The 22,358-nt window shown below is 63.5% G+C and carries 23 protein-coding genes; 9 read left to right on the top strand and 14 right to left on the bottom strand.

The features are described from left to right. Nucleotides 1–76 precede the first annotated feature (76 nt). Together ACK4FJ_RS00780 and ACK4FJ_RS00775 are read right to left on the bottom strand one after the other, a co-directional pair. Entirely contained in the window at nt 77–1,345 is a 1,269-nt protein-coding gene (locus tag ACK4FJ_RS00780) for a hypothetical protein (protein ID WP_409762538.1), read from the bottom strand. A gap of 221 nt (nt 1,346–1,566) precedes the next feature. After that, entirely contained in the window at nt 1,567–5,223 is a 3,657-nt protein-coding gene (locus ACK4FJ_RS00775) for a vitamin B12-dependent ribonucleotide reductase (RefSeq protein ID WP_409762535.1), read from the bottom strand. A 278-nt stretch (nt 5,224–5,501) separates the two neighbouring features. Here ACK4FJ_RS00775 and ACK4FJ_RS00770 point away from each other — a divergent pair, with 278 nt between their 5' ends. The 4 genes from ACK4FJ_RS00770 to ACK4FJ_RS00755 all read left to right on the top strand — a co-directional run bounded on the left by ACK4FJ_RS00770 (nt 5,502) and on the right by ACK4FJ_RS00755 (nt 7,463). Continuing rightward, complete coding sequence (locus tag ACK4FJ_RS00770) at nt 5,502–6,029, top strand: hypothetical protein (RefSeq protein ID WP_409762532.1); 528 nt, start codon at nt 5,502–5,504, stop codon at nt 6,027–6,029. A gap of 121 nt (nt 6,030–6,150) precedes the next feature. Next, nucleotides 6,151–6,495 (top strand): NADH:ubiquinone oxidoreductase subunit NDUFA12, encoded by a 345-nt coding sequence (locus tag ACK4FJ_RS00765; RefSeq protein ID WP_409762529.1) that lies wholly within the window; start codon nt 6,151–6,153, stop codon nt 6,493–6,495. A gap of 19 nt (nt 6,496–6,514) precedes the next feature. Further along, nucleotides 6,515–7,030, top strand: coding sequence for an outer membrane lipid asymmetry maintenance protein MlaD (gene mlaD, locus ACK4FJ_RS00760; RefSeq protein WP_409762526.1), 516 nt, complete (start codon nt 6,515–6,517; stop codon nt 7,028–7,030). Nucleotides 7,031–7,034: 4 nt separating this feature from the next. Next, on the top strand, nt 7,035–7,463 hold the full coding sequence (locus ACK4FJ_RS00755; protein WP_409762523.1) for a DUF2155 domain-containing protein: 429 nt from the start codon (nt 7,035–7,037) through the stop codon (nt 7,461–7,463). Here the strand turns inward: ACK4FJ_RS00755 and aat are convergent. From aat to aroQ, 4 genes are read right to left on the bottom strand one after another with little or no spacing between them, the layout of a single operon-like run. Beyond that, nucleotides 7,400–8,071, bottom strand: coding sequence for a leucyl/phenylalanyl-tRNA--protein transferase (gene aat / locus ACK4FJ_RS00750; RefSeq protein WP_409762520.1), 672 nt, complete (start codon nt 8,069–8,071; stop codon nt 7,400–7,402). The two genes, ACK4FJ_RS00755 and aat, sit on opposite strands and share 64 nt — an antisense overlap. A gap of 31 nt (nt 8,072–8,102) precedes the next feature. Beyond that, entirely contained in the window at nt 8,103–9,446 is a 1,344-nt protein-coding gene (gene accC, locus ACK4FJ_RS00745; RefSeq protein WP_409762517.1) for an acetyl-CoA carboxylase biotin carboxylase subunit, read from the bottom strand. A 15-nt stretch (nt 9,447–9,461) separates the two neighbouring features. Beyond that, entirely contained in the window at nt 9,462–9,953 is a 492-nt protein-coding gene (accB, locus tag ACK4FJ_RS00740; RefSeq protein ID WP_409762514.1) for an acetyl-CoA carboxylase biotin carboxyl carrier protein, read from the bottom strand. Nucleotides 9,954–9,988: 35 nt separating this feature from the next. After that, on the bottom strand, nt 9,989–10,489 hold the full coding sequence (aroQ, locus tag ACK4FJ_RS00735; RefSeq protein WP_409762512.1) for a type II 3-dehydroquinate dehydratase: 501 nt from the start codon (nt 10,487–10,489) through the stop codon (nt 9,989–9,991). Between the two features lie 527 nt (nt 10,490–11,016). Here aroQ and ACK4FJ_RS00730 point away from each other — a divergent pair. The 3 genes from ACK4FJ_RS00730 to ACK4FJ_RS00720 are packed head-to-tail and all read left to right on the top strand — an operon-like array spanning nt 11,017 to nt 13,842. Continuing rightward, entirely contained in the window at nt 11,017–12,393 is a 1,377-nt protein-coding gene (locus tag ACK4FJ_RS00730) for a hypothetical protein (RefSeq protein WP_409762509.1), read from the top strand. Nucleotides 12,394–12,452: 59 nt separating this feature from the next. Beyond that, complete coding sequence (locus tag ACK4FJ_RS00725) at nt 12,453–13,145, top strand: MBL fold metallo-hydrolase (RefSeq protein WP_409762506.1); 693 nt, start codon at nt 12,453–12,455, stop codon at nt 13,143–13,145. A gap of 37 nt (nt 13,146–13,182) precedes the next feature. Continuing rightward, complete coding sequence (locus ACK4FJ_RS00720) at nt 13,183–13,842, top strand: hypothetical protein (RefSeq protein WP_409762503.1); 660 nt, start codon at nt 13,183–13,185, stop codon at nt 13,840–13,842. A gap of 69 nt (nt 13,843–13,911) precedes the next feature. Here ACK4FJ_RS00720 and ACK4FJ_RS00715 read toward each other — a convergent pair whose 3' ends face one another. The 5 genes from ACK4FJ_RS00715 to hppD form a co-directional block, all read right to left on the bottom strand. Next, complete coding sequence (locus ACK4FJ_RS00715) at nt 13,912–14,553, bottom strand: glutathione S-transferase family protein (protein ID WP_409762500.1); 642 nt, start codon at nt 14,551–14,553, stop codon at nt 13,912–13,914. A gap of 88 nt (nt 14,554–14,641) precedes the next feature. Further along, the gene (locus tag ACK4FJ_RS00710) at nt 14,642–15,088 is read right to left on the bottom strand and encodes an SRPBCC family protein (RefSeq protein WP_409762497.1); all 447 of its coding nucleotides are present in this window, start codon (nt 15,086–15,088) and stop codon (nt 14,642–14,644) included. A 139-nt stretch (nt 15,089–15,227) separates the two neighbouring features. Continuing rightward, the gene (locus tag ACK4FJ_RS00705; protein ID WP_409762494.1) at nt 15,228–16,211 is read right to left on the bottom strand and encodes a fumarylacetoacetate hydrolase family protein; all 984 of its coding nucleotides are present in this window, start codon (nt 16,209–16,211) and stop codon (nt 15,228–15,230) included. A gap of 122 nt (nt 16,212–16,333) precedes the next feature. Beyond that, nucleotides 16,334–17,500, bottom strand: coding sequence for a homogentisate 1,2-dioxygenase (locus tag ACK4FJ_RS00700; protein ID WP_409762491.1), 1,167 nt, complete (start codon nt 17,498–17,500; stop codon nt 16,334–16,336). Nucleotides 17,501–17,531: 31 nt separating this feature from the next. Further along, the gene (gene hppD, locus ACK4FJ_RS00695) at nt 17,532–18,599 is read right to left on the bottom strand and encodes a 4-hydroxyphenylpyruvate dioxygenase (RefSeq protein WP_409762488.1); all 1,068 of its coding nucleotides are present in this window, start codon (nt 18,597–18,599) and stop codon (nt 17,532–17,534) included. Nucleotides 18,600–18,696: 97 nt separating this feature from the next. Here hppD and ACK4FJ_RS00690 point away from each other — a divergent pair, with 97 nt between their 5' ends. Beyond that, a complete protein-coding gene (locus ACK4FJ_RS00690; RefSeq protein ID WP_409762485.1) occupies nt 18,697–19,152 on the top strand; it encodes a MarR family winged helix-turn-helix transcriptional regulator in 456 nt (151 codons plus the stop codon). A 25-nt stretch (nt 19,153–19,177) separates the two neighbouring features. Here ACK4FJ_RS00690 and ACK4FJ_RS00685 read toward each other — a convergent pair whose 3' ends face one another. Both ACK4FJ_RS00685 and thiS read right to left on the bottom strand, forming a co-directional pair. Beyond that, nucleotides 19,178–19,807, bottom strand: a complete 630-nt coding sequence (locus ACK4FJ_RS00685) for a DedA family protein (RefSeq protein ID WP_409762482.1) — start codon at nt 19,805–19,807, stop codon at nt 19,178–19,180. Nucleotides 19,808–19,829: 22 nt separating this feature from the next. Further along, nucleotides 19,830–20,819 carry a sulfur carrier protein ThiS gene (gene thiS / locus ACK4FJ_RS00680; protein WP_409762479.1) on the bottom strand — a complete coding sequence of 330 codons (990 nt, stop codon included), beginning with the start codon at nt 20,817–20,819 and terminating at the stop codon, nt 19,830–19,832. 186 nt (nt 20,820–21,005) lie between these two features. Here thiS and maiA point away from each other — a divergent pair, with 186 nt between their 5' ends. Continuing rightward, a complete protein-coding gene (maiA, locus tag ACK4FJ_RS00675) occupies nt 21,006–21,644 on the top strand; it encodes a maleylacetoacetate isomerase (protein ID WP_409762476.1) in 639 nt (212 codons plus the stop codon). Between the two features lie 9 nt (nt 21,645–21,653). On the opposite strand, the gene gph is transcribed toward maiA, so the two are convergent. Next, nucleotides 21,654–22,334: a phosphoglycolate phosphatase gene (gene gph / locus ACK4FJ_RS00670; RefSeq protein WP_409762473.1), complete on the bottom strand. Its 681-nt coding sequence runs from the start codon at nt 22,332–22,334 to the stop codon at nt 21,654–21,656. Nucleotides 22,335–22,358: the final 24 nt, after the last annotated feature.

The following is a 22,358-nucleotide window of genomic DNA, read 5'->3' as shown; positions in this document are numbered from 1 at the left end:
CTCCCCCCGAGTAAGTAGCCCCGGACTGAAGACCGCCTCTGCCGCCCCCCGGCAGAGGCGGTTTGCTTTTCAGGGATCAGGCGAAGCGGCCGCCGCCGAGATAGCTGCTCAGGCCGCCACCGAAGGAGCCGCCGCCACCGAACAGGCCCAGCAGGTATTGCGTGTTGCTGGCGCGCATCGCCTGCTGCATCAGGCGTGCGCTGTAGGCGCCTTGGGTATTGTAGGGATCGTCGGCCTTGGACTTGTCGGTGCCGGTTTTCGTGCCGGTCTTGGTCTTGTCGGTATTCGCCTTTTTCGGTTCCTCCGGGATCGCACCGGCCGGCAGATACTGCTTCAGTTCGGCCAGGGCGGCGCGCTGTTCGTTGGTGGTGTAACTCTTGGTTTCGTCGAAGACGATCGCGTTCAGTTCGTCGCGGGTCAGGCCAGCAAAGGGATTGGTCTTGTCCCAGCCATTGAGGAAACGGGTGGCCAGCCGGGCACGCTCGACGCGCTCGGGCGTGCCGGTCACGCTTTCGTTGTTGGCAATCGCCTTTTCGGCATAGCTCAGCTCTTTCGCCGCTTTGGCCAGCACGGCCTTTTCCAGTTCGTCGCGCCGGGCCAGCGCGGCCCGGCGTTCATTCACCGTGTAGTCGCCGCCGTCATTGGCGATGATGGCAGTAAGCTGGTCGCGGTTCAGCGCGGCAAAGGGATTGGTGCCCTTGCCGTTCAGGAAGTCGGTCGCCTTCTTGGCCGAGGCCAGGCGTTCGGCCGTGCCCGATGGTGGCACTTCCGCATCGTTGGCCTTCTTTTCGAATTCGTTTTTCGGCGTCAGCGTATCCATGGTCAGCACATGGTCCTGCCGGGCGAATTCGGCGAAGGCGGCGCGGCGTTCGTTCACCGTGTATTTGCCCTCGGCATCGACGATCACGGCGGCCAGTTCGGCTGGTGTCTTGCCGCGGAAGGGATTGGCCGTCTTGCCGTCTAGGAAGTCGCTGGCCTGCTTGGCGGCGGCCTTGCGGGCGGTATCGGCGGCGGCATCGCCGGTGAGCGGGGGCAGGGCGGTATCGGCGGCATCGGCCTGTTTGGAACTGGTCAGGAAGATGGCGGAAAGGATTTCCTTCATCTTCTGGGTGATCTGCTCTTCCTCGTCCGGCGTGGCCGCCGCCTTGGCCTGTTCGGCCAGCGCCTTCAGCGCGGCCGGCGACAACGTGACCTCGACGCCCAGGTCCTGGCGCAGGTCGGTGGCGACCATCACCGGCTTCTGCGTGCTGCCGCCGCTACTGCCGCCGGTCTGCTCGCTGGCAGGCTTGGCGGTGCCGGCCAGGATGGTGGCGGTGTAGCCATAGGCGCTGTTGATCGTGGTCATGGGCGGCTCGCTGTTTTAAGTCCGGATACGGACTTGCAAGCGACAGGCCACCAAATGTTGCGCTTAACCTATTGAAACACAGTGTCGATTTGCTGCCGGCATTGGGCAATCCCTGCCACCCCGGCAAAAGCTGCCGGGACGCATTAAAAAGCCCCGATGGCCGGGAGGCCATCGGGGCGGGCCGGAGGAGACCGGCTTATTCGTTTTTACGGGCAGTCCCCTTACGAACAGCCCGTCGTGCTGCCGCAGCTGTCGCATTTCAGGCAGGTGCCGTTGCGCACCAGGGTGAAGTTGCCGCATTCGGGGCAGGCATCGCCCTCATAGCCCTTCATGCGCGCCTCGGCGATGCGCTCCATCTTGGTGCCGCCGCCGCCCATGGCGGTGGCCGACATCTCGACATGGGTATGCGTGTCGGCGCTGACATGCATGACCGACATGGTCGGGCCATCCGTGCCGGTGGCCTGCAACTCGGCCACTTCGCCGCGATCCTGGCCACCCTTGAGCACATAGAGGTTGGAGCGGATGTAGCCGGTCGAGGCCACCTTGATGGCTTCCTTCTCCACCTGCAGCTTGATCGATGCCGGGCTTTCCTTGGCGCCGAGCGTATCGTGCCGCAGGTCGTCGGGCTGCACATGGGCCAGGTCGGTGCGGCCCAGATAGCTGACGGCCAGTTCGCGGAACACATAATCGAGGATCGAGGTCGACATCTTGATGACGTCGTTGCCTTCCACCATGCCCGAAGGCTCGAAGCGGGTGAAGGTGAAGGCATCCACAAATTCCTCCAGCGGCACGCCGTATTGCAGGCCGATGGAGATGGCGATCGCGAAGTTGTTCATCAGGCTGCGGAAGGCGGCGCCTTCCTTGTGCATGTCGATGAAGATTTCGCCCAGCTTGCCGTGGTCGTATTCGCCGGTACGCAGATAGACCTTGTGGCCACCCACCACGGCCTTCTGGGTGTAGCCCTTGCGGCGCAGCGGCAGCTTCTGGCGGCCGGCGATGTGCTTCTCGACGATGCGCTCGGCGATGATCTGCGCGCGCGCGGCCATCGGAGCTTCCGCCACCTGTTCGGCGACGGTCTCGCCGACGGCGTCGTCAACATCGTCTTCCAGAACCTGCGCCTGCAGCGGCTGGCTGAGCTTGGAACCGTCGCGATATAGCGCCATCGCCTTGCAGCCGAGTTTCCACGACAGCATGTAGGCCAGCTTGCAATCCTCGACGGTGGCGAGGTTGGGCATGTTGATGGTTTTCGAGATCGCGCCGGTAATGAAGGGCTGGGCGGCCGCCATCATGCGGATATGGCTTTCCGCCGACAGGAAGCGCACGCCGTCCTTGCCGCAGGGATTGGCGCAATCGAACACCGACAGGTGCATGTCGCGCAGGCCCGGCGCGCCTTCCACCGTCATCGAGCCGCAGCAATACAGATTGGCAGCGGCGATCTCGGCACTGGAGAAGCCCAGCGCGGAGAGCAGGTCGAAGGCGGGATCGTCGAGCTGGGCATCGGTGAAGCCGAGGCCGCGGCAGAAATCCGCACCCAGGGTCCAGCGGTTCAGCACGAACTTGATGTCGAAGGCGCCGCGCAGGCCTTTTTCGGCCTTGGCGATGGCCTCGTCGGTGAAGCCTTTGGCCTTCAGCGTCTCGTGGTTCACGCCGGGCGCGCCGTCCAGCGTGCCATGGCCCACGGCATGGTCGATGATGGCCTTGATCTGGCCGTCATTGTAGCCGAGCGTCTTCAGCGCCAGCGGCACGGTGCGGTTGATGATCTTGAAATAGCCGCCGCCGGCCAGCTTCTTGAACTTCACCAGGGCGAAGTCCGGCTCGATGCCGGTGGTGTCGCAATCCATCACCAGGCCGATGGTGCCGGTGGGGGCGATCACGCTGACCTGCGCGTTGCGGAAGCCGTGCTGCTCGCCCAGCTCCAGCGCCTGATCCCAGGCGGCTTCTGCGGCATTGAGCAGTGCCTGGTCGGGGCAGCTGGCATGATCCAGCGGCACCGGCATGGTGGACAGGCCTTCATAGCCGAAATGGTCACCCCGGGCGGCGCGGCGATGGTTGCGGATCACGCGCAGCATGTTGTCGGCATTCGGCGCGTAGCCGGGGAAGGCGCCCAGCTCGCCGGCCATCTCGGCCGAGGTGGCGTAAGAGACGCCGGTCATCAGCGCGGTGATGGCGCCGCAGAGCGCGCGGCCCTGGTCGCTGTCATACGAGAAGCCGCAGGACATCAGCAGGGCGCCGAGATTGGCATAGCCCAGGCCCAGCGTGCGGAACTTGTAGGACAGTTCGGCGATTTCCTTGCTGGGGAACTGCGCCATCAGCACGCTGATCTCCAGCACCACGGTCCACAGGCGGGTGGCATGCCGGAAGCCTTCGATGTCGAATTTGCCATCCGCCTGGCGGAAGCACATCAGGTTCATCGAGGCGAGGTTGCAGGCCGTGTCGTCGAGGAACATGTATTCCGAGCACGGGTTCGACGCATTGATGCGGCCATCGGCGGGGCAGGTATGCCAGTCGTTGATCGTGGTGTCGAACTGGATGCCCGGATCGGCCGAGGCCCAGGCGGCATAGCCGACGCGGTCCCACAATTGGCGGGCCTTGAGCGTCTTCGCCGGCTTGCCGTCGCCGCGGCGGATCAGGTTCCAGTCGCCATCCTGTTCGACGGCCTGCAGGAAGTCGTCGTTGACGCGCACCGAGTTGTTGGAATTCTGGCCCGAGACCGAGAGATAGGCTTCCGAATCCCAGTCGGTGTCGTAGGTGGGGAATTCGATCTCGGTGTAACCCTGCTTGGCGAACTGGATCACGCGCTGGATGTAGTTTTCCGGGATCATCGCCTTGCGGGCGGCGACGATCTCGCGGCGCAGCTGGGTGTTCTTCTTCGCGTCAAAACGGCTCTCGCCGCTGCCGAGCTGGCAGGCGGCCATGATCGCGTTCAGGTGTTTCTGCGAGGTCTTGGAACCGGCCACCAGGGCGGCCACCTTCTGCTCCTCGATCACCTTCCAGTCGATGAACTGCTCGATATCGGGATGGTCGATGTCGCAGATCACCATCTTGGCGGCGCGGCGCGTGGTGCCGCCCGACTTGATGGCCCCGGCGGCGCGGTCGCCGATCTTGAGGAAGCTCATCAGACCCGACGATTTGCCGCCGCCCGACAGGCGCTCGTTCTCGCCGCGCAGGCGGCTGAAATTGCTGCCGGTGCCCGAGCCGTATTTGAACAGGCGCGCCTCGCGCACCCACAGGTCCATGATGCCGCCCTCGTTGACGAGGTCGTCCTGCACCGACTGGATGAAGCAGGCATGCGGCTGCGGATGCTCATAGGCCGAGGCCGACTTGGTCAGCTCGCCAGTTTTGAAATCGACGTAGTAATGGCCCTGGGCGGGACCATCGATGCCATAGGCCCAGTGCAGGCCGGTGTTGAACCATTGCGGCGAGTTCGGCGCGGCGATCTGGGCCGCCAGCATGAAGCGCATTTCGTCGAAGAAGGCGCTGGCGTCGTCCTCGGAATCGAAATAGCCGCCCTTCCAGCCCCAATAGGCCCAGGTGCCGGCGAGACGGTCGAAGACTTCCTTGCCGCTGGTCTCCTGGGTGGTGCGGTCCTTCTCGGGCAGGGCGGCCAGCGCTTCCGTGTCGGCCTCGCGGCGCCACAGGAAATCCGGCACGTCGGCTTCTTCCACCGGCTTCAGCGCGACCGGCACGCCGGCGCGGCGGAAATACTTCTGCGCCAGCACGTCGGCGGCCACCTGGCTCCAGCCAGCGGGCACTTCGAGCTGGTCGAGCTTGAACACGACGCTGCCATCGGGATTGCGAATCTCGCTGGTGGTGGTCTTCCACTCCAGCCCCGCGTAAGCATCTTGCCCCGCAACCGTGAAATGCCGCTGAATCCGCATCGTAATCTCCCCGCCCGAACCTTAAGAAAATCAGGATGTTGTGCTCTGGATGGTCCTGTGATTATCGGGGCAAAATCCCAACATCTGGTTACCGAAAGCCGCAACGAGGGCTAAATCTAGTGGAGTGTGGCGAGGGATATCAAACGAGAAATCTTACTATATTTGGCCTTGTTCGTTTTGTGTTCCCTTGACTGGATTTCGCCATATTTTGGCGTATGACTATGACTCGTTGAGTTATTCAGGATTCGCCGATGCGCCGCCTTTTGCCTACCGTTGTGATGATTGTCTCCGCCCTGCTGGCGGGGCTGGCTGCCGGCCCGAGTCTGGCCCAGGACAAGGGGGCGCGGGCCGCGGCCGAGAAGCTGATGACCACCATTGGACTCGAGAAACGGGTCGACATGGTGACCCAGCTCTATCTCAACTTCCTGCCTTCCGGCACGCCGGCCGAGCAGCAGCGCGCCGCCGACCTGCGCCAGCGCGCGCCCACCGCCGGGCCGCGCTTTCGCGGCGCCGTGGTGAACGCGGCGGCGCAGAGCTATAGCCGCTCGGAGCTGGAGGCGCTGGATGCCTATTTTGCCAGCGGCGAGGGCCAGCGCCTGCTGACCACCGCCATCACCCGCGCCGTGCTGGGCCTGGGCCAGAAGGGGCAGGTGAAGGGCAGCGACATCCTCAAGCCCGAGGAACTGCCGCGCGACAATCCGGCTTTGCAGGCGGCCGCCGTCAAATACCCGGCTTTCGAGAGCAAGGCGCGGGCCGAGCTGCAGCGCGAATTCGCCCAGGAAATCGCCCTGATTACCGCACGTTAGGCCGGTTTACCGGGATGGGCAGGGCTTGCCCTGCCGGGGCGGCGATGCCATAGTCCGCCCGAATTTCCAGTGGATTCCCGGTGGCTATTGGCCCAGGGGAATTGGGACGGGGTTGCACAGCATGAGTCTGATCGGCACCAAGCTTTTTACCTGGTGGAAGGGCGAGGCCGTTGGCCAGGATACCTTCGGCAACCGCTATTTCCGCGCCAAGGATGGCAGCCGCAAGCGCTGGGTGATCTACAAGGGCAAGCCCGAGGCCTCGAAAGTGCCGCCGGAATGGCATGCCTGGCTGCATTACACCACCGACGATGCGCCGGTGCATGGCGTGCAGCACAAGCCCTGGGAAAAAGAGCATCTGCCGAACCTGAGCGGCACGCCCTATGCCTACCGGCCGGAAGGCAGCGTGGCCAAGAGCGGCCATCGTCCGGCGGCGACGGGCGATTACCAGGCCTGGCAACCGGAATAAGCAGGCAGGCGAGGGCGGCATGAGCGGGAATCTTGTTGAGACCCTGATCGGCGCGGTCGTGCTGCTGGTGGCCGGCTTTTTCCTGGCCTTCGCCTATTCCACCGGCGGCGTGGGCAGCGGCCGGGTCTCGGGCTATGAACTGCAGGCGCGCTTCAACCGCGCCGACGGCCTGGTGATCGGCGGCGACGTGCGGCTCAGTGGCATCAAGATCGGCACCATCACCAAGCAGAGCCTCGACCCCAAGACCTATGACGCTGTGGTCACCTTCACGGTCGACAGCCGTTATGAGCTGCCCGAGGATACCGCGCTCAAGATCGCTTCCGAGGGCCTGCTGGGCGGCAACTACCTCTCGGTCGAGCCGGGCGGCAGCGACAAGATGCTGAAACCCGGCAGCTTCGTGCAGTTCACGCAAGGGTCGGTGAACCTGATGGACCTGATCGGTCAGGCGATCTTCAGCGCCACGGGCGCCGGCAACGACAAGGACAAAGAGAAGGGCGGCGACGCCACGCTGAGCCCGCTGCCCAAGGCCAACTGAGCCCGTGCGTTTCCTGTCGCGTCGTTTGTTTTTCTTCGCCGCGCTGCTGATCGCGCCGGCAGCATTTGCGCAGTTTCCCGAACCGCAGACGCAATATCCCTCCACGCCGATGCCGGTCGCGGTGCTGCAGGGCTTGGACAAGATCACCGCCCGCATCTACACCTTCGAGGCGCCGGTGGACCAGACCATCGGTTTCGGCACCCTGAAAGTGACCGTGCGGGTCTGCCGCAAGCGGCCGCCGGAATATCCGCCGGAAAGCGCGGCCTTCCTCGAAATCGTCGAGCAGCGGCCGGAGCAGGAGGCCAATGCCCTGTTCAAGGGTTGGATGTTCGCCTCCAGCCCGGGCCTGAACCCGCTGGAGCACCCAGTCTACGACGTGTGGGTGATCGACTGCAAAACCAGTTCCGGCGGCGCGTCGGGCGGCAGGCAATAGAAATCGGCCCGGCGCGGCAACGCGTCGAACAGCAGGTCCAGATACTGCGCGCGCGGTACCTCGATGGCACCGAACTGCTTCAGGTGCGGTGTCACGAACTGCGTATCCAGCAGCACGAAACCGCCGGCGATCAGCCGGCCCACCAGATGCACCAGGGCGATCTTGGAGGCGTCGGTAGCGCGGCTGAACATGCTCTCGCCGAAGAAGGCCGCGCCCAGCCGTACGCCGTATAATCCGCCGACCAGCGCGCCGGCATCGTCATAACATTCCACGCTGTGGGCGAAGCCCAGGCGATGCAGCTCGGTATAGGCATTGCGGATCGTTGCGTTGATCCAGGTCGACTGGCGCTGGGGATGCGACGTCGGTTCGGCGCAGGCCGCGATCACGGCCGGAAAATCGCTATCCACCCTCACTGTATAGGGCGCGGCCCGCACGGTGCGGGCCAGCCGGTGCGGCAGGTGGAACCCGTCCAGCGGAATGATGCCGCGCCGCGTGGGGTAGACCCAGAAATAACCCGGATCTTCGGCACTGTCGGCCATCGGGAAATAGCCGCGGGCATAGGCCTGCAGCAGCAGTTCGGGCGTGAGCGGTTCGGGATGCGTGCTCATGGCCAGGAGCTAGTGCGCATCCCGAAAATCCCTAACCCTGGCGGGCGATGAATTCTTCCAGCCAGTGGATGTCGTAGGCGCCGTTGACGAAATCGGACTCGTTGATCAGGGCCAAGTGCAGCGGGATGGTGGTCTCCAGCCCGCCGATCACATATTCCTCCAGCGAGCGGCGCAGGCGCATCAGGCATTCGTTGCGGCTGGTGCCGTGTACGATCAGCTTGCCGATCAGCGAGTCGTAATGCGGCGGGATCTGATAGCCGGTGTAGAGCGCTGAATCGACGCGCACGCCCAGCCCGCCGGGCACGTGATAATCGGTGACGCGGCCGGGCGAGGGCGCAAAGGTCCGCGGGTTCTCGGCATTGATGCGGCACTCGATGGCGTGGCCGTTGAACTTGATGTCGTCCTGCGTGTAGCCCAGCGGCGCGCCATTGGCGATGCGCAGCTGTTCGCGCACCAGGTCGAGGCCGGTGATCATCTCGGTGACGGGATGCTCCACCTGCAGGCGCGTGTTCATCTCGATGAAATAGAACTCGCCATTCTCGAACAGGAATTCGATGGTGCCGGCGCCGCGATATTTCAGCTTGGCGATCGCATTGGCGGCGATGTCGCCGATCTTCTTGCGCTGGCTGTCGTTCAGCGCGGGCGAGCGGGCTTCTTCCAGTACCTTCTGGTGGCGGCGCTGCAGCGAGCAGTCGCGTTCGCCCAGATGCACTGCGCCGCCCTGGCCGTCGCCGAAGATCTGGATTTCGATATGGCGCGGACGGGCGAGATACTTCTCGACATAGACTTGGTCGTTGCCGAAGGCATTGCGCGCTTCGGTGCGTGCCTGCTGCAGGGCTGGGCCGAATTCGGCCGGCGAGCGCACCACCTTCATGCCGCGGCCGCCGCCGCCGGCGGTGGCCTTGATCAGCACCGGATAGCCCATATCGGCGGCAAGTTTCAGACCGTCTTCCTCGGCCTCCACCGCGCCCTTCGAGCCAGGCACGACCGGGATGCCGAGGTCGCGCGCCGCGTCCTTGGCGGTGATCTTGTCGCCCATCAGCTTGATGTGTTCCGAGGTCGGGCCGATGAAGGTGATGCCATGGGCCTCGACGATCTCGGCGAACTTGGCATTCTCCGACAGGAAACCATAACCGGGATGGATCGCATCGGCGCCGGTGATCTCGGCGGCCGAGATGATGGCCGGGATGTTCAGGTAACTCTGGCTGGAGGGCGGCGGGCCGATACAGACGGATTCATCGGCGATGCGCACATGCATGGCATCGGCATCGGCGGTGGAATGCACCGCCACGGTGCGGATGCCCATTTCGCGGCAGGCGCGATGGATGCGGAGCGCGATCTCGCCGCGATTGGCGATCAGCACCTTGTCAAACATGGAGGCGGCCGGCGCTTATTCGATGACCAGCAGGACCTGGCCGAATTCGACCGGCTGCTGGTTCTCGATCAGGATGCGGGCCACGCGGCCGCCCTTCGGCGCGGTGATCGGGTTCATCGTCTTCATGGCCTCGACGATCAGCACGGTTTGTCCTGCATTGACGCTGTCGCCAACCTTCACGAAGGCCGCCGCGCCGGGCTCGGGCGCCACGTAGACGGTGCCGACCATCGGCGACTTCACGGCGCCCGGGTGATTGGCGTCGTCGCTGCCGGCGGCTGGCGCCGAAGCGGCCGCCGCCGCGCCGGCCGGTGCCGGGGCATAGGCCGGCATGGGGGCGGCGGCCATCACGGTGCCGCCCTTGGTGACGCGCACTTTCAGCGCACCTTCGTTCCATTCGATCTCGGTCAGGCCGGTTTCGTTCAGCAGGTCGGCGAGGTCGCGGATCATCTGCTGGTCGATGCGGCTGCTGGCCGGCTTGGCGGCTTTATCCTTGGGCGCGGATGCCATGCGCTACTCCTGTGATGCGTAGACTGTGAATGGGTTCAGACGATATCGGCCAGCGCTTCCAGCGCCAGCACGTATCCCTTCGGGCCGAAACCGCAGATCATCCCCTTCGCGGCAAGCGAGATATAGGAATGATGGCGGAATTCCTCACGCCGGTGGATATTGGACAGATGCACCTCGACACAGGGCTTCTCGGCGGCATTCAGCGCATCGAGCAGGGCGACCGATGTATGAGTATAGGCCCCAGCATTGAGCACGATGCCATCGGCATGGGTGCGCGACTCCTGGATCCAGTCGACCAGTTCGCCCTCGTGATTGCTCTGGCGGAACACGATGGCCATGCCCAGGCGCCTGGCGGCGGCCTGGCACAGCTTTTCCACGTCGGCCAGGGTATCGCGGCCGTAAATCTCGGGCTGGCGCAGGCCCAGCATGTTCAGGTTCGGGCCGTTCAGCACGTAGATCACGGGCGTGGAGGTCTTCGGCGAGGAAGCCTTCGATCCGGAAGCCTTGCCGCCCGACTTTTTCCGCTGCTGCGCCATGAGATGTGATCGCTCCGAATGACCGGCATTTGCCGTACACTATCGTTTCGTCCCGGGCAACCCGTTGATCAAGCAGGGCAGGGGCGGAAGGGGTGGCGCGCCGTCCCGGCGGCGCTGGGTGTGCGCCCTGGGCTGCTCCCGCCCGGATCGGACTAGGCCATTCTATCTATGAAAAGGCGAACCTGCATTACGGCATCCCGCATAGGTATGGGAATGCAGGTCTGTTCCTGACCACAGGATGTACTCGTTTCGGTGGTGGTGCGGGGCGCGGGTAAGGTTAACGGCAATTTGCCCGCCGCGCTTCATTTTCGCCGTTTACTGATAATTATCGGCGCAATTTATACTTAACGCCTGGGTTGCGGTGCGCCGGGAAGCTCGCGGAACTGCGGTATTGGCATAATTGTTAGTTGTGTTAAGACAACCTCATGGTTGATGCCGTGGGGGGGCGCGCTGCGCTCTCCGTCCTGACAGGCTCATCCACGGCGGAAAATACCGGCAATCGGAAGAATCCATTGCTGCCGTCCCCGTTGAACCAGCCGGAAAAAAACGGCGCGCAGCGGGCCCCGGCGATTCTGCGCTTCGACACCCCGCGTATCAGCAACAATACATTCGCCGCGCTGCAGAATGGCGCGATACTGAACACGGTGCGCCAGGAGGTGACGCTGGAGGAGCGGACCCGGCTGGAGGCCGAAATCCGCCGCCGCATCCAGGTGATCGAGACCGGCGGCACGCCCGGCAGCCCGGGCACACCCGACAGCACGACCACCACCACGGTCACCGAGGGTCGCCTAGACCAGAACGCGCTTGGCGCCCTTAATGAACTGATCGAGCAGTTCCGCCGCGGCAGCGGCGAATTGCCGTCGCGTTTTGTGCCGGCCCTGACCCGCGAATTGCAGCAGTTCAGTAACAAGATCGGCAGCGCCGAGGCCGGCGATGCCCTGGCCGGCATCATCCGCCGCATCGAGAACAGCGTGATCGGCGAGGATGGCCTGCAATTCTCCGACCTGTTCCGTGATCCGGGCTTTTTCATCAAGATCGCCGCCGGCCTGGGCGAACTGGCCTCCAGCACCAACGGCCGTGCTGCCGATGCTTTGCGCGACGTGATCTTCCGGCTGGGCGACCGCCGGCTGTATGACGGCAATCCGCGCAACGATTCCCTGCGCGCCGTAGGTTCGGCCATCGAGCGGCTGGGCCGGGCGCTGGACGATGAGCCCAATGCCGTGCCGGCACTGGAAAACTTCCTGCAGCGGATCGGCGGCGAACCCTCGAACGGCAATGGCCGTTATGCCGCACGGATCGCCGACATCCTGGACCAGACGCTGAACGACCTGCGCGGCGGTTCGCTCGATCTGCAGGCGATCCAGCGGCTGCAGACGGCGCTGAAGGATGTCTCCACCCTGCAGGACATCGCCGGCAATGCCGATGACCGGCTGCGGCAGCAGGCCACGGAAGGCCTGGAGAGTATCCTCGATCGTTATGCCAGCGTGACGAACACGACCCAGACAGTGGTGGTTCCCGGCCAGCCGGCGGTTCCGGCTACTCCGGGCTTGAAAGAGCTGGTGGTGACGGAAGAAACCACGCTGGTGCCGAGGGTGGAGATCGTGGAGCGGGTGGTGGCGGTCTATCAGGCCGTCCAGGACCAGTTCCAGCCTTTGCGCAAACTGAGCGAACCGCCGCCGCCGGTGCCGAACCTGCAGGCACTGGTGACCCTGTCCGACGACGAGGAAGATAAGGACCGCAACCGGTTCGGCATCGATGACGGCGACACGCGCGACGCCAGCAAGGGCTTCGGTTTCGACCGCGATGAATCCGACCGTCTGACTCCCGGTCTGACCGGATATGGGCAATCGGGTTCCGGGTTGTCCACCCTGGGATCGGGCCGTTATCTCGACAGCACGATCTGAGCCCGCTGTTCCACTCCTGGGCGATTGCCAATCCGGCATTTGCGGGCTAAGCCGATAGCATGACTGCCGAGACATCCGCCCCGCAGCCCCGCCTGCATGCCGAGATCAACCCCGTCACCCCGTTTCAGCAGAACTGCTCGCTGATCTGGTGCCCGGAGACCATGCGCGGCGCGCTGGTGGATGCCGGGGGCGAAGCCGAGCAACTCCTGGCCGCCGCCGAACGGCGCGGCGTGACACTGGAAAAACTGCTGGTCACGCACGGGCATCTGGATCATGCCGGCGCGGTGAAGGACATTGCCGAAAAGCTGAACCTGCCCATCGAGGGGCCGCATCGCGACGATGCCTTCTGGATCGAGGGCATGCCGCAGGCGGCCAAGCAGTATGGTTTTCCGCCTTCGCGCAGCTTCACGCCCGACCGCTGGCTGGAAAACGGCGACACGGTGACGGTGGGCAACCTCACCCTGGATGTCTACCACTGCCCCGGCCACACGCCGGGCCACGTGGTGTTCGTGCATGCGCCGTCGCGCGTGGCTTTGGTGGGCGACGTGCTGTTCCAGGGGTCGATCGGCCGCACGGATTTTCCGCGCGGCAACCATGCCGACCTGATCCGCTCGATCCGCGAACGCCTGTTCCCGCTGGGCGACGACATCACCTTCGTGCCCGGCCACGGCCCGCTCTCCACCTTCGGGCAGGAGCGGCAGGGCAATCCCTTTGTGTCGGACCGCGCGCTGGGGATCGAACATTCAAAGTAAGGATGTAATAACCTGCGCCCTAAGCGGAGGGAGAGCAATGGAGCGCGAAAATTTACCATCACTAATTGGCGCGGCTATTGGCGACATGCTTGCTGCTTTTAGCATAAACGGCTCAGCTATAACTGGTCTCGCTGCGCAGACGGCTATCGGATCGTATCTGAAAAGGCGCTTTGAGCAGGCGAGAGACATCCTTATTGATGAATTTCGAAAAGCAAAAATCGACAAACTGAATGTAGAAAGTGAAGATGAGCTTGGCGGAGTATTGTTTAGATATTTCTCGGCTATCCGCGAAAATAAGGCCCGTTTGAATTTAAGGCTTATGGCTAAAGTTATGGCCGGCCAAGCTACGCGAGATCGCTTATACACTGAGGATTTTTTTCGCTATGCAGATATTCTGTCCATGCTGTCGAGGGCAGAAGTCCTTGCAATAATGCTGCTTCACAAAACCAAGCTTGAGGGTGATTTCGTCAACTGTGAAGAATTATGGCGCGTGCTGGTTACTGTGGCGGTGCCGAAATATTTTCTCACTGATGAACATTTGCGCGCTGCGTTAACTAGCGCTATGCGCTCAGGCTTGGTCATAACTCCACCGACTTTTGATGACGCGGGATTTTTTACTACATCGCCATTAGTGGAGGAAATTGCAGATTTGGCTGACTTCGAGGATGCGCTAAGGCAGGAGTCTGGTGTTGGCTAATTGTGACCAACACCAGCTACGCAGGTCTGTTTTTCGGCTTTAGTGTCATTAGTTCTGAAAGTGATAATTTCACCGCCAGTGTGGCGGCCAGGTTTTCTCGGTGATCGGCAGGGCGCGCATGCGCTGCTGCCAGGCGCCCATCTTCGGCGTGACCAGATCGGCCGGTACCGTGCCGGGCTTGCGGGTCTCGATGCGGCCCAGCATGGCGACGCTGGGATAGAGCGTGAAATCGGCCGCCGAAGGCGCGCCGCCGCCGAACCAGTCGCTGGTCAGCAGCTTTTCCCAATAGGCGAATTCCGTGCGCAGGGCGGCGAGGCCTTTGGCCGTGCGTTCGGCGGCATCGGGCAGGCCGGGTTCGAGCAGCGGTCGGACCATCATCTCGACCGCTTCGACGAAATGGTTGTCGATCTCGCGGATCATGCGGCGCTGGATGGCGCGCTGGTGCAGATCGGCCGGGAGCAGCGAAGGGCCTTCGGGCCAGCGCTCGGCGATGTATTCCACGATGGCGTTGGATTCGAAGATGGCGAAACCGTCATCCACCAGGGCCGGCACCTCGCCGCGCGGATTGATCGCCAGGAATTCCGGTGTCTTGTGTTCGCGTTTGTCGAAGGAGAGGACCTTCAGGTCATAGCTGAGGCCCTTGTGTTCGAGCGCCAGCCAGACGCGCCAGGCAAAAGGCGAACCCGAACCGTAGTAGAAAGTCAGTGCCATGATCCCCTCCCATGCGATGGCTGCGGCAGCATAGCCCAGCTAGAGGAGGGCGGAGCAATATCAACGTGACGGCTGTCACATAGGGCTGTCACGCGGTCGCGGCCGACTCGGCACGTCGCTTGAGGGCGGCATTCATCGCCTCGAAGCCGGCGCGGGTCGCGGCCTGTGCGCGGGCCCCGAAGATCACCGGCAGCAGCAGGCCGGAGAACGACTCGCCATGGCGGAACAGCGTGCGTTGCCCGCCATCGGTTGGCTCAAGCCGGAAACGGTGTTCGCCATCGAACAGGCCGGGGACCAGCAGGTGGCCGCGCCAGCGCAGTTCCCGTTCGGGCGTGACAGTCAGCAGGCGGGGACGGAAGGTCATGCCACCGCTGCCGGGCGGCACGATGCGTACGCGCAGGCGCGCGCCGGCCTGCGGTGTGCCGAAAATCTGCGGCATGAAGGGGTTCCACGCGCCATAGGTGGCGAAGTCGGCCAGCACGGCCCAGACCCGGGCCGGCGGCGCATCGATCAGGATTTCGGTGGTGATGTCCATGGTGGGCGATCAAGGTGAGCATCAAGCAATCACCATAACATACACGTCATGCCCGGGCTTGGCCCGGGCATCCACGAGTTTTTTTGACAGTGCCAAGACGTGGATGGCCGGAACAAGTCCGGCCATGACGATTGGGAGATCAGAGGGAGTACCTGACCACTGTCTGGTCGATGGCGCCGAAGATCGACTTACCGGCGGCATCGAACATCTCGATGCGCACATGGTCGCCGAACTTCATGAACGGCGTCTTCGGCTTGCCCTCGTTGATCGTCTCGATCATGCGGATCTCGGCCAAGCAGGAGAAGCCCTTCGAGGCGTCGCGGTTGGACACCGTGCCCGAACCGACGATGCAGCCGGCCTTCAGGTTGCGGGTCTTCGCCGCATGGGCAGCCAGGTCGGCCAGGCTGAACTGCATGTCGGCGCCGGCATCGGGTTCGCCGAACTTTTTGCCGTTCAGATGCGTCACCAGCGGACGACAGACCTTCGAATCCTTCCAGGCATCGCCCAGCTCGTCGGGCGTGACGGCCACCGGCGAGAAGGCGGTGGAGGGTTTGCCGTGGAAGAAGCCGAAACCCTTGGCCAGTTCGGCCGGGATCAGGTTGCGGAGCGAAACATCGTTCACCAGCATCAGCAGGCGGATATGCTTCGCCGCCTCGGCACTGGAGGCCCCCATCGGCACATCGCCGGTGATGGCGGCGACCTCGCCCTCGAAATCGATGCCATAGGCCTCGTCGGCCACCGGGATGTCGGCGGTGGGGGCTAAGAAGTCATCCGAGCCGCCCTGATACATCAGCGGATCATGCAGGAATTCCGGCGGCATCTGCGCGCCGCGTGCTTTGCGCACCAGCTCGACATGATTGAGATAGGCCGAGCCGTCGCACCATTGATAGGCGCGCGGCAGCGGCGAGGCCAGCTTGCCGGCATCGAACGGAATCGCGTCGGTCGCTTCGCCCTTGTTCAGGGCGTCGTACACGGCCTGCAGCTTCGGCGCCATCACGGCCCAGGAATCGAGGGCCATCTGCAAAGTGGGGCAGAGCTGGTCGACTGGCAGCATGCGGGTGAGGTCGCGGCTGACCACACAAAGGCGTCCGTCGCGGCCATGCCGCAGCGAGGCGAGTTTCATAAGCGTTTATCTCCCTGAGCGAAATTTAGATCGTCATGCCGGGCTTGACCCGGCATCCCATTAAAAATGGGATTCCCGCCAAGAAAGACTTCTCTGGGCGGGAATGACAGTAATGAAGAAGGCTACTCGGCGGCCTGCTTGAAGCCTTCGGGGTTCCAGGTGCCGACATAGCCCTTGAACTCGACGCTTTCGGCGGCAGGCGCGATATCGAGCGCATCGCGGGTATCCAGCATCACCGCCACCTCGTCGGTTTCCTTGCGGGCCGCTTTCGCGCCGGCTGCGAAGGCCTTGGGATGCGGGCCATGCGGGAAGCCGCAGGGATGCACGGTGATCATGCCGGGATGGATGTTGTCGCGGCTGAAGAACTGGCCCTGGTGATAGAAGATCACCTCGTCGTAATCGTCGTTGTTGTGGAAGAACGGCACCTTCAAGGCCTCCGGATCGGACTCGATCGGGCGCGGCACGAAGGTGCAGACCACGAAGCGCGAGGCCAGGAAGGTGGTATGCGCGCTGGGCGGCAAGTGATAGCGGTGGCTCATCAGCGGCCGGATATCGCGCCAGTTCAGCTTCACCGTCGTCAGGTCGCCCTTCCAGCCCACCACGTCGAGCGGATTGAAGGGATAGGTGACGGTGGAGAGCTGGTCGCGGCGCTTGATCACCACGCGCCAGTTGCTGCCGCCCGAGACCGGGCCCTTCTTCTGCTGTGCGCGGAAGGGATCGTCGATGCGCGGAATCTGCAGCACGCCGGGATCGAAGATGGCATGCGGCCCCAGCAGGCCCTTGTCGGGCAGGCGATAGCTGTCGTTGGTCGCTTCCATCATCAGGATCTTGCTGGGCGTGGCCGGCTCGAGCCGCCACATGGTGCCGCGCGGCAGCATGATGTAGTCGCCTTCGCCGTATTCCATGTGGCCGAAGTCGCAGAACAGCGCGCCGCTGCCTTCATGCACGAACAGCAGCTCGTCGCCATCGCCGTTGCGCACCAGGTGATCCATCGCCTGGGTGATCAGCAGGTGGCGGTATTTCACATGGGCGTTGCCCATCAGCAGCTTTGCCTTCCACGGGCAGTCGGCGGCATCGGCGAATTTCGCCGTGTCGAAGGCGCGGGGCTTGAGCGGGCCTTCCCAGTCGATCCAGCCGGTGGGCGGATTCTGGTGATAGAGATGGGCGGCGGGGCCGAAGAAGCCTTCCTTGCCCATCTCGCGCTCATAAGTGCCCTGGGGCAGGGCGACATGGGCCTGCCGCGCGGACTGGCCCTCGCTGTGGGTCATGGGTATCCAGGTCTTGGCCATGGGGCGTTTCCTCCTGACTCTTTTGGTCTGATCAATTGGCCTTCAGCACGCCGCGCCGGATCTGGTCGAGTTCGATCGATTCGAACAGGGCCTTGAAGTTGCCCTCGCCAAAGCCCTCGTTGCCCTTGCGCTGGATGATCTCGAAGAAGATCGGGCCGATCACGGTGTCGGTGAAGATCTGCAGCAGCAGGCCCTGGTTCTGGGTCGGCGCGCCATCGATCAGGATCTGCAGCTCCTTCAGGCGGGCCAGGTTCTCGCCATGGCCCGGCACACGACCCTCGACCTGGTCGTAATAGGTGTCGAGAGTCGACTGGAACGGCACGTCGCGGCCGCGCATGGTGCTGACGGTGGTGTAGATGTCGTCGGTGCCCAGAGCCACATGCTGGATGCCTTCGCCGTGATAGGCGTTGAGGTATTCCACGATCTGCGACTTGTCGTCCGAGCTTTCGTTGATCGGAATGCGGATCTTGCCACAGGGGCTGGTCATCGCCTTGGACTTCAGGCCGGTGAGCTGGCCCTCGATGTCAAAATACTTGATCTCGCGGAAATTGAAGAGGCGCTCGTAGAATTCCGCCCATTCGTTCATGCGGCCGCGATGCACGTTGTGGGTGAGGTGGTCGACATAGGTGAGGCCGACGCCCTTCGGATTACGCTCCACACCGGGCAGGGGCACGAAATCGACATCGTAGATGGTGCCGCGCTCGCCATAGCGGTCCACCAGGTAGATCAGGCTGTCGCCGATGCCCTTGATGGCGGGAATGTTCAGTTCCATCGGGCCGGGCTGGGCCTCGACGCCCCAGGCGCCCAGTTCGGTGGCGCGCTTGTAGGCCTTGGCAGCGTCCTTCACGCGGAAGGCCATGGCGCAGATGGAGGGGCCGTGGATGCGGGCGAAGCTCTGGGCGAAGCTGGCCGGCTCGGCATTCAGGATGAAATTGACGTCGCCCTGGCGATAGAGCGTCACGTTCTTGGAGCGGTGCTTCGCGACGGCGGCAAAGCCCATGCGCTCGAAAAGGGCGGCGAGCTTCTCGGGTTCGGGCGCGGCATATTCGATGAATTCGAAGCCGTCGGTGCCCATCGGGTTGTCGAACAGGTCGGCCATGGGGATTATCCTCCCAAAACAGGATTGCGATTGAGTCGCATAATAGTTACATTTGCAACTATATTCAAGGCCGAAGATCGTCATGGGGGATATCAAGATGGCCAAAGCGCCGCTGGCACTGGAGCGGTTTCTGCCCTACCGGCTGTCGGTGCTGACCAACCGGGTCAGCGGGGCGCTGTCACGGCATTACGCCGACCGTTTCGGCATCGGCATCCCGGAATGGCGGGTGATTGCGATCCTTGGCCGCTATGCGGGCCTGAGCGCCAACCAGGTGGCGGAACGTTCGGCCATGGACAAGGTGACGGTCAGCCGCGCGGTGGCGGCGCTGGAGGCCAAGGGCCTGCTGGAGCGCGAGCGCGACGACGGCGACAAACGCCGTTCGCGGCTCACCCTGTCGGAGCAGGGGCAAAAGGTCTATGCCGAGATCGCGCCGCTGGCCCTGAGTTTCGAGCGCGATCTGCTGACGGCACTGAGCGCCGAGGAGGCGGCCCAGTTGGACCGCATCATCGACAAGCTGAATGGGAAAATGGATGTGCTGACGGCCGAACGTTAAGCCGGAGTCGCTCCTCAGCGTATATTCACTCCGAAGCGGGCGGCACCACCTGCTTGGCCTGCTGGGCGGCGATCTGGGCTTCGAAGCGGGCCTTACCGCGACGATGCACCAGGAAAAGCACCACACCCACCAGGGCAAAAATGGCCAGCATGATGAGGCCGAAATCCTTGGCGATATCGCCCAGCACGGTCTCGAAGGCGACGCCGAGCAGATAGCCGGCCCAGGAGAAGGCATTCGCCCACAGGCCGGCGGCGATGAAGTTGAGCGCCGCGAAACGCGGCCATGAGATCATGCTCATGCCCATCGCCAGCGACGAGAAATTGCGCACGCCGTAGATGAAGCGGAAGCTGAGGATGAAGCCGACATGGTATTTGTGCAGCATGTCGAGAGCGACATTCACGCCGCCCTGCAGCTTGGGGAAGCGCTTTAGCAGGCGATGGCCGTATTTGCGGCCGATCCAGAAATAGAGCTGGTCGCCTGAGAAACTGCCGAGCCATGCGGCCGCGATCAGCCAGTACATGTGCAGCATGCCCTGGCTGGCCGCCGCACCGGCGAAGATCACAAAGGTCTCACCTTCCAGGAAGGTCCAGATGAAGGTGATGATGTAGAACCAGTCGCGATACTGTTCGATGAGGCCGTAAATATCGATATCCACTGGACTCCCCCGTATCGCCGGTTCAGATCAGGCCGGCAAGCGGCGAAGAGGGATCGGCATAACGTCTTTTGGGCATGCGGCCGGCCTGATAGGCAAGGCGGCCGGCTTCGATGGCCAGCTTCATGGCCCGGGCCATGCGGATCGGGTCTTTCGCTTCGGCAATCGCGGTGTTCATCAGCACGCCGTCGCAGCCCAGTTCCATGGCAATGGCGGCATCGGAAGCCGTGCCGACGCCGGCATCGACCAGCACGGGCACTTTCGCATTCTCGATGATGATGCGGATATTGACCGGGTTCTGGATGCCGAGGCCCGAGCCGATGGGCGCGGCCAGCGGCATGATTGCGCAGGCGCCGAGGTCTTCCAGCTTCTTCGCCGCAATCGGATCGTCGGCGCAGTAGACCATGACGTCGAAGCCATCCTTCACCAGCAGCTTGGTGGCTTCCAGCGTGGCTTCCATGTCGGGATAGAGCGTCTTCTGGTCGCCCAGCACTTCCAACTTCACCAGCTTCCAGCCGCCGGCCTCGCGCGCCAGTCGCAGGGTGCGCACGGCATCGTCGGCGGTGAAACAGCCGGCGGTGTTGGGCAGGTAGGTGTATTTCTTCGGGTCGACGTAATCGACCAGCATCGGCTGGTTCGGGTCGGTGACGTTCACGCGGCGCACCGCGACGGTGACGATCTCGGCGCCCGAGGCTTCGATGGCCAGCCTGGTCTGCTCGAAATCCTTGTATTTGCCGGTGCCGACCAGCAGGCGGGAGCGGAACCGTTTGCCCGCCACTTCGAAATAATCATCTTCGGCGGGTTTCAGCGGGGCATTGCCGCCGCCGATGAAATGCACGATCTCGATTTTGTCGCCGTCGTTGAGCCCGGTCTCGGCATAGGCCGAACGCGGCACGATTTCCCGATTGAGTTCGATGGCAATCTTGCGCGCATCGAGCGACAGGGCGGTCAGAAGCTCCGCCACCGTTGCTGCGCCGCCCATCTCGCGGGCTTCACCATTGATCGTCAACTGCATGCTCTGCGCTACCCTGCCTACGCGCGGTCTTGTTGGCCATATCGGTCAGATGGGGTCCGATGGGCGCGCAGACAATAGAGCGGGGGGTGCCGGCCGGGCAACCCTTCCATTGGTCCTATTTCCCCCGAAGGCTTTGTAACACAACGGTATTGCGCTACGATCCGGCCCTTTCCGGGAGGGTTTTACATGCTGCTGTACGGGTATTTCCGGTCCTCGGCCGCCTATCGGGTGCGGATCGCGCTCAATCTGAAGGGGCTGGCCTACGACAACCGATTCATTCATCTGGCAAAGAACGACCAGCTATCGGACGACTATGCCCGGCTGAACCCCCAGAAGCAGGTGCCCGCCCTGGTCGATGACGGCACGATGCTGACCCAGTCGCTGGCGATCATCGAATATCTGGACGAAACTCATCCCGATCCGGCCTTCCTGCCGGCCGATCCCGCCGAGAAAGCCCGCGTGCGCGCGCTGGCGCTCGCCATCGCTTGCGATATCCACCCGCTCAACAACCTTCGCGTGCTGCGATACCTGGTCAAGGAAATGGGCCTGCCGGAGGAGAAGAAGAACCAGTGGTACCAGCACTGGATCGAAAACGGCTTCCAGGCGGTGGAGAAGATGCTGGCCGGCAGCCCGGCCACCGGCCGTTTCTGCCATGGCGACAGCCCGACCATGGCCGATATCTGCCTCGTGCCGCAGGTGGCCAATGCCCGCCGCTTCGACTGCGACCTCTCGGCCTTCCCGACGGTGGTGCGGATCGATGCCGAATGCCGCCGGCTCGAGGCTTTTGCGAAGGCTGCGCCGGACAAGCAGCCCGACGCGGAATAAAACGGGTTCTCAGCCGCCCAGCGCGACGATGGCTTCGGGCAGGTCGGCGAAATGGTCGATCAGGCGGTCGCCGCCCAGCTCGTGAGGCGGAATCCGTGTGTAACCGAAACTGACCACCACGCAGGGCAGGCCGGCGGCCTTGGCGGCATTCACGTCATTGGCGGAATCGCCCACCATCGCCGCCCAGCCATGGATGGCACCCAGCCGCGCATTCAGGGCATCCACGGTGCCGTGGATATGGCCGGGATCGGGCTTGCGCATGGCGAGGCTGTCGCCGCCCACCACCGCACCGAACAGGTCGAGCATGCCGAGCTGGCCCAGCAGGCTGCGGCTGAGGCCTTCCGGTTTGTTGGTGCAGACGGCCAGCGCGTAATCCTGTTCCGCCAACGCGGCGAGACAGGTCAGAACGCCCGGAAAGGGCCGGCTGGTATCGGTCAGATGCTGGCCGTAATAGACCATGAAATCCGCGAATGCGTTTTCGAACTGCTCGGGCGCCGGCATCCCCCCGCTGGCCGTGAAACCCTTTTGCAGCAGGGCGCGCGCGCCGTCGCCCACCATGCTGCGCACGGCATCCAGCCCAATGGCGGGCCGGCCGGCGCGGGTGAGGGCGTAGTCGGTGGCGGCGGCCAGGTCGGGTGCCGTGTCGACCAGCGTGCCATCGAGATCGAACAGAATTGCCTTGCGAGTCATGGTGTTACATTTCGAAAGACCCTG

This window comes from Ferrovibrio sp. (assembly GCF_046297595.1).
Lineage (GTDB): Bacteria > Pseudomonadota > Alphaproteobacteria > Ferrovibrionales > Ferrovibrionaceae > Ferrovibrio.
This window is presented reverse-complemented; position numbering and strand designations above follow the sequence as displayed.

Coding starts and splice junctions, on each gene's coding strand:
- ACK4FJ_RS00690 (WP_409762485.1), top strand. CDS start 18,697: ATGGCCAAAGCGCCGCTGGCACTGGAGCGGTTTCTGCCCTACCGGCTG.
- accB (WP_409762514.1), bottom strand. CDS start 9,953: ATGGCATCCGCGCCCAAGGATAAAGCCGCCAAGCCGGCCAGCAGCCGC.
- hppD (WP_409762488.1), bottom strand. CDS start 18,599: ATGGCCGACCTGTTCGACAACCCGATGGGCACCGACGGCTTCGAATTC.
- ACK4FJ_RS00700 (WP_409762491.1), bottom strand. CDS start 17,500: ATGGCCAAGACCTGGATACCCATGACCCACAGCGAGGGCCAGTCCGCG.
- ACK4FJ_RS00725 (WP_409762506.1), top strand. CDS start 12,453: ATGACTGCCGAGACATCCGCCCCGCAGCCCCGCCTGCATGCCGAGATC.
- ACK4FJ_RS00765 (WP_409762529.1), top strand. CDS start 6,151: ATGAGTCTGATCGGCACCAAGCTTTTTACCTGGTGGAAGGGCGAGGCC.
- ACK4FJ_RS00710 (WP_409762497.1), bottom strand. CDS start 15,088: ATGGACATCACCACCGAAATCCTGATCGATGCGCCGCCGGCCCGGGTC.
- thiS (WP_409762479.1), bottom strand. CDS start 20,819: ATGCAGTTGACGATCAATGGTGAAGCCCGCGAGATGGGCGGCGCAGCA.
- ACK4FJ_RS00770 (WP_409762532.1), top strand. CDS start 5,502: ATGATTGTCTCCGCCCTGCTGGCGGGGCTGGCTGCCGGCCCGAGTCTG.
- maiA (WP_409762476.1), top strand. CDS start 21,006: ATGCTGCTGTACGGGTATTTCCGGTCCTCGGCCGCCTATCGGGTGCGG.
- ACK4FJ_RS00780 (WP_409762538.1), bottom strand. CDS start 1,345: ATGACCACGATCAACAGCGCCTATGGCTACACCGCCACCATCCTGGCC.
- aroQ (WP_409762512.1), bottom strand. CDS start 10,489: ATGGCGCAGCAGCGGAAAAAGTCGGGCGGCAAGGCTTCCGGATCGAAG.
- aat (WP_409762520.1), bottom strand. CDS start 8,071: ATGAGCACGCATCCCGAACCGCTCACGCCCGAACTGCTGCTGCAGGCC.
- ACK4FJ_RS00775 (WP_409762535.1), bottom strand. CDS start 5,223: ATGCGGATTCAGCGGCATTTCACGGTTGCGGGGCAAGATGCTTACGCG.
- ACK4FJ_RS00720 (WP_409762503.1), top strand. CDS start 13,183: ATGGAGCGCGAAAATTTACCATCACTAATTGGCGCGGCTATTGGCGAC.
- accC (WP_409762517.1), bottom strand. CDS start 9,446: ATGTTTGACAAGGTGCTGATCGCCAATCGCGGCGAGATCGCGCTCCGC.
- mlaD (WP_409762526.1), top strand. CDS start 6,515: ATGAGCGGGAATCTTGTTGAGACCCTGATCGGCGCGGTCGTGCTGCTG.
- ACK4FJ_RS00705 (WP_409762494.1), bottom strand. CDS start 16,211: ATGAAACTCGCCTCGCTGCGGCATGGCCGCGACGGACGCCTTTGTGTG.
- ACK4FJ_RS00715 (WP_409762500.1), bottom strand. CDS start 14,553: ATGGCACTGACTTTCTACTACGGTTCGGGTTCGCCTTTTGCCTGGCGC.
- gph (WP_409762473.1), bottom strand. CDS start 22,334: ATGACTCGCAAGGCAATTCTGTTCGATCTCGATGGCACGCTGGTCGAC.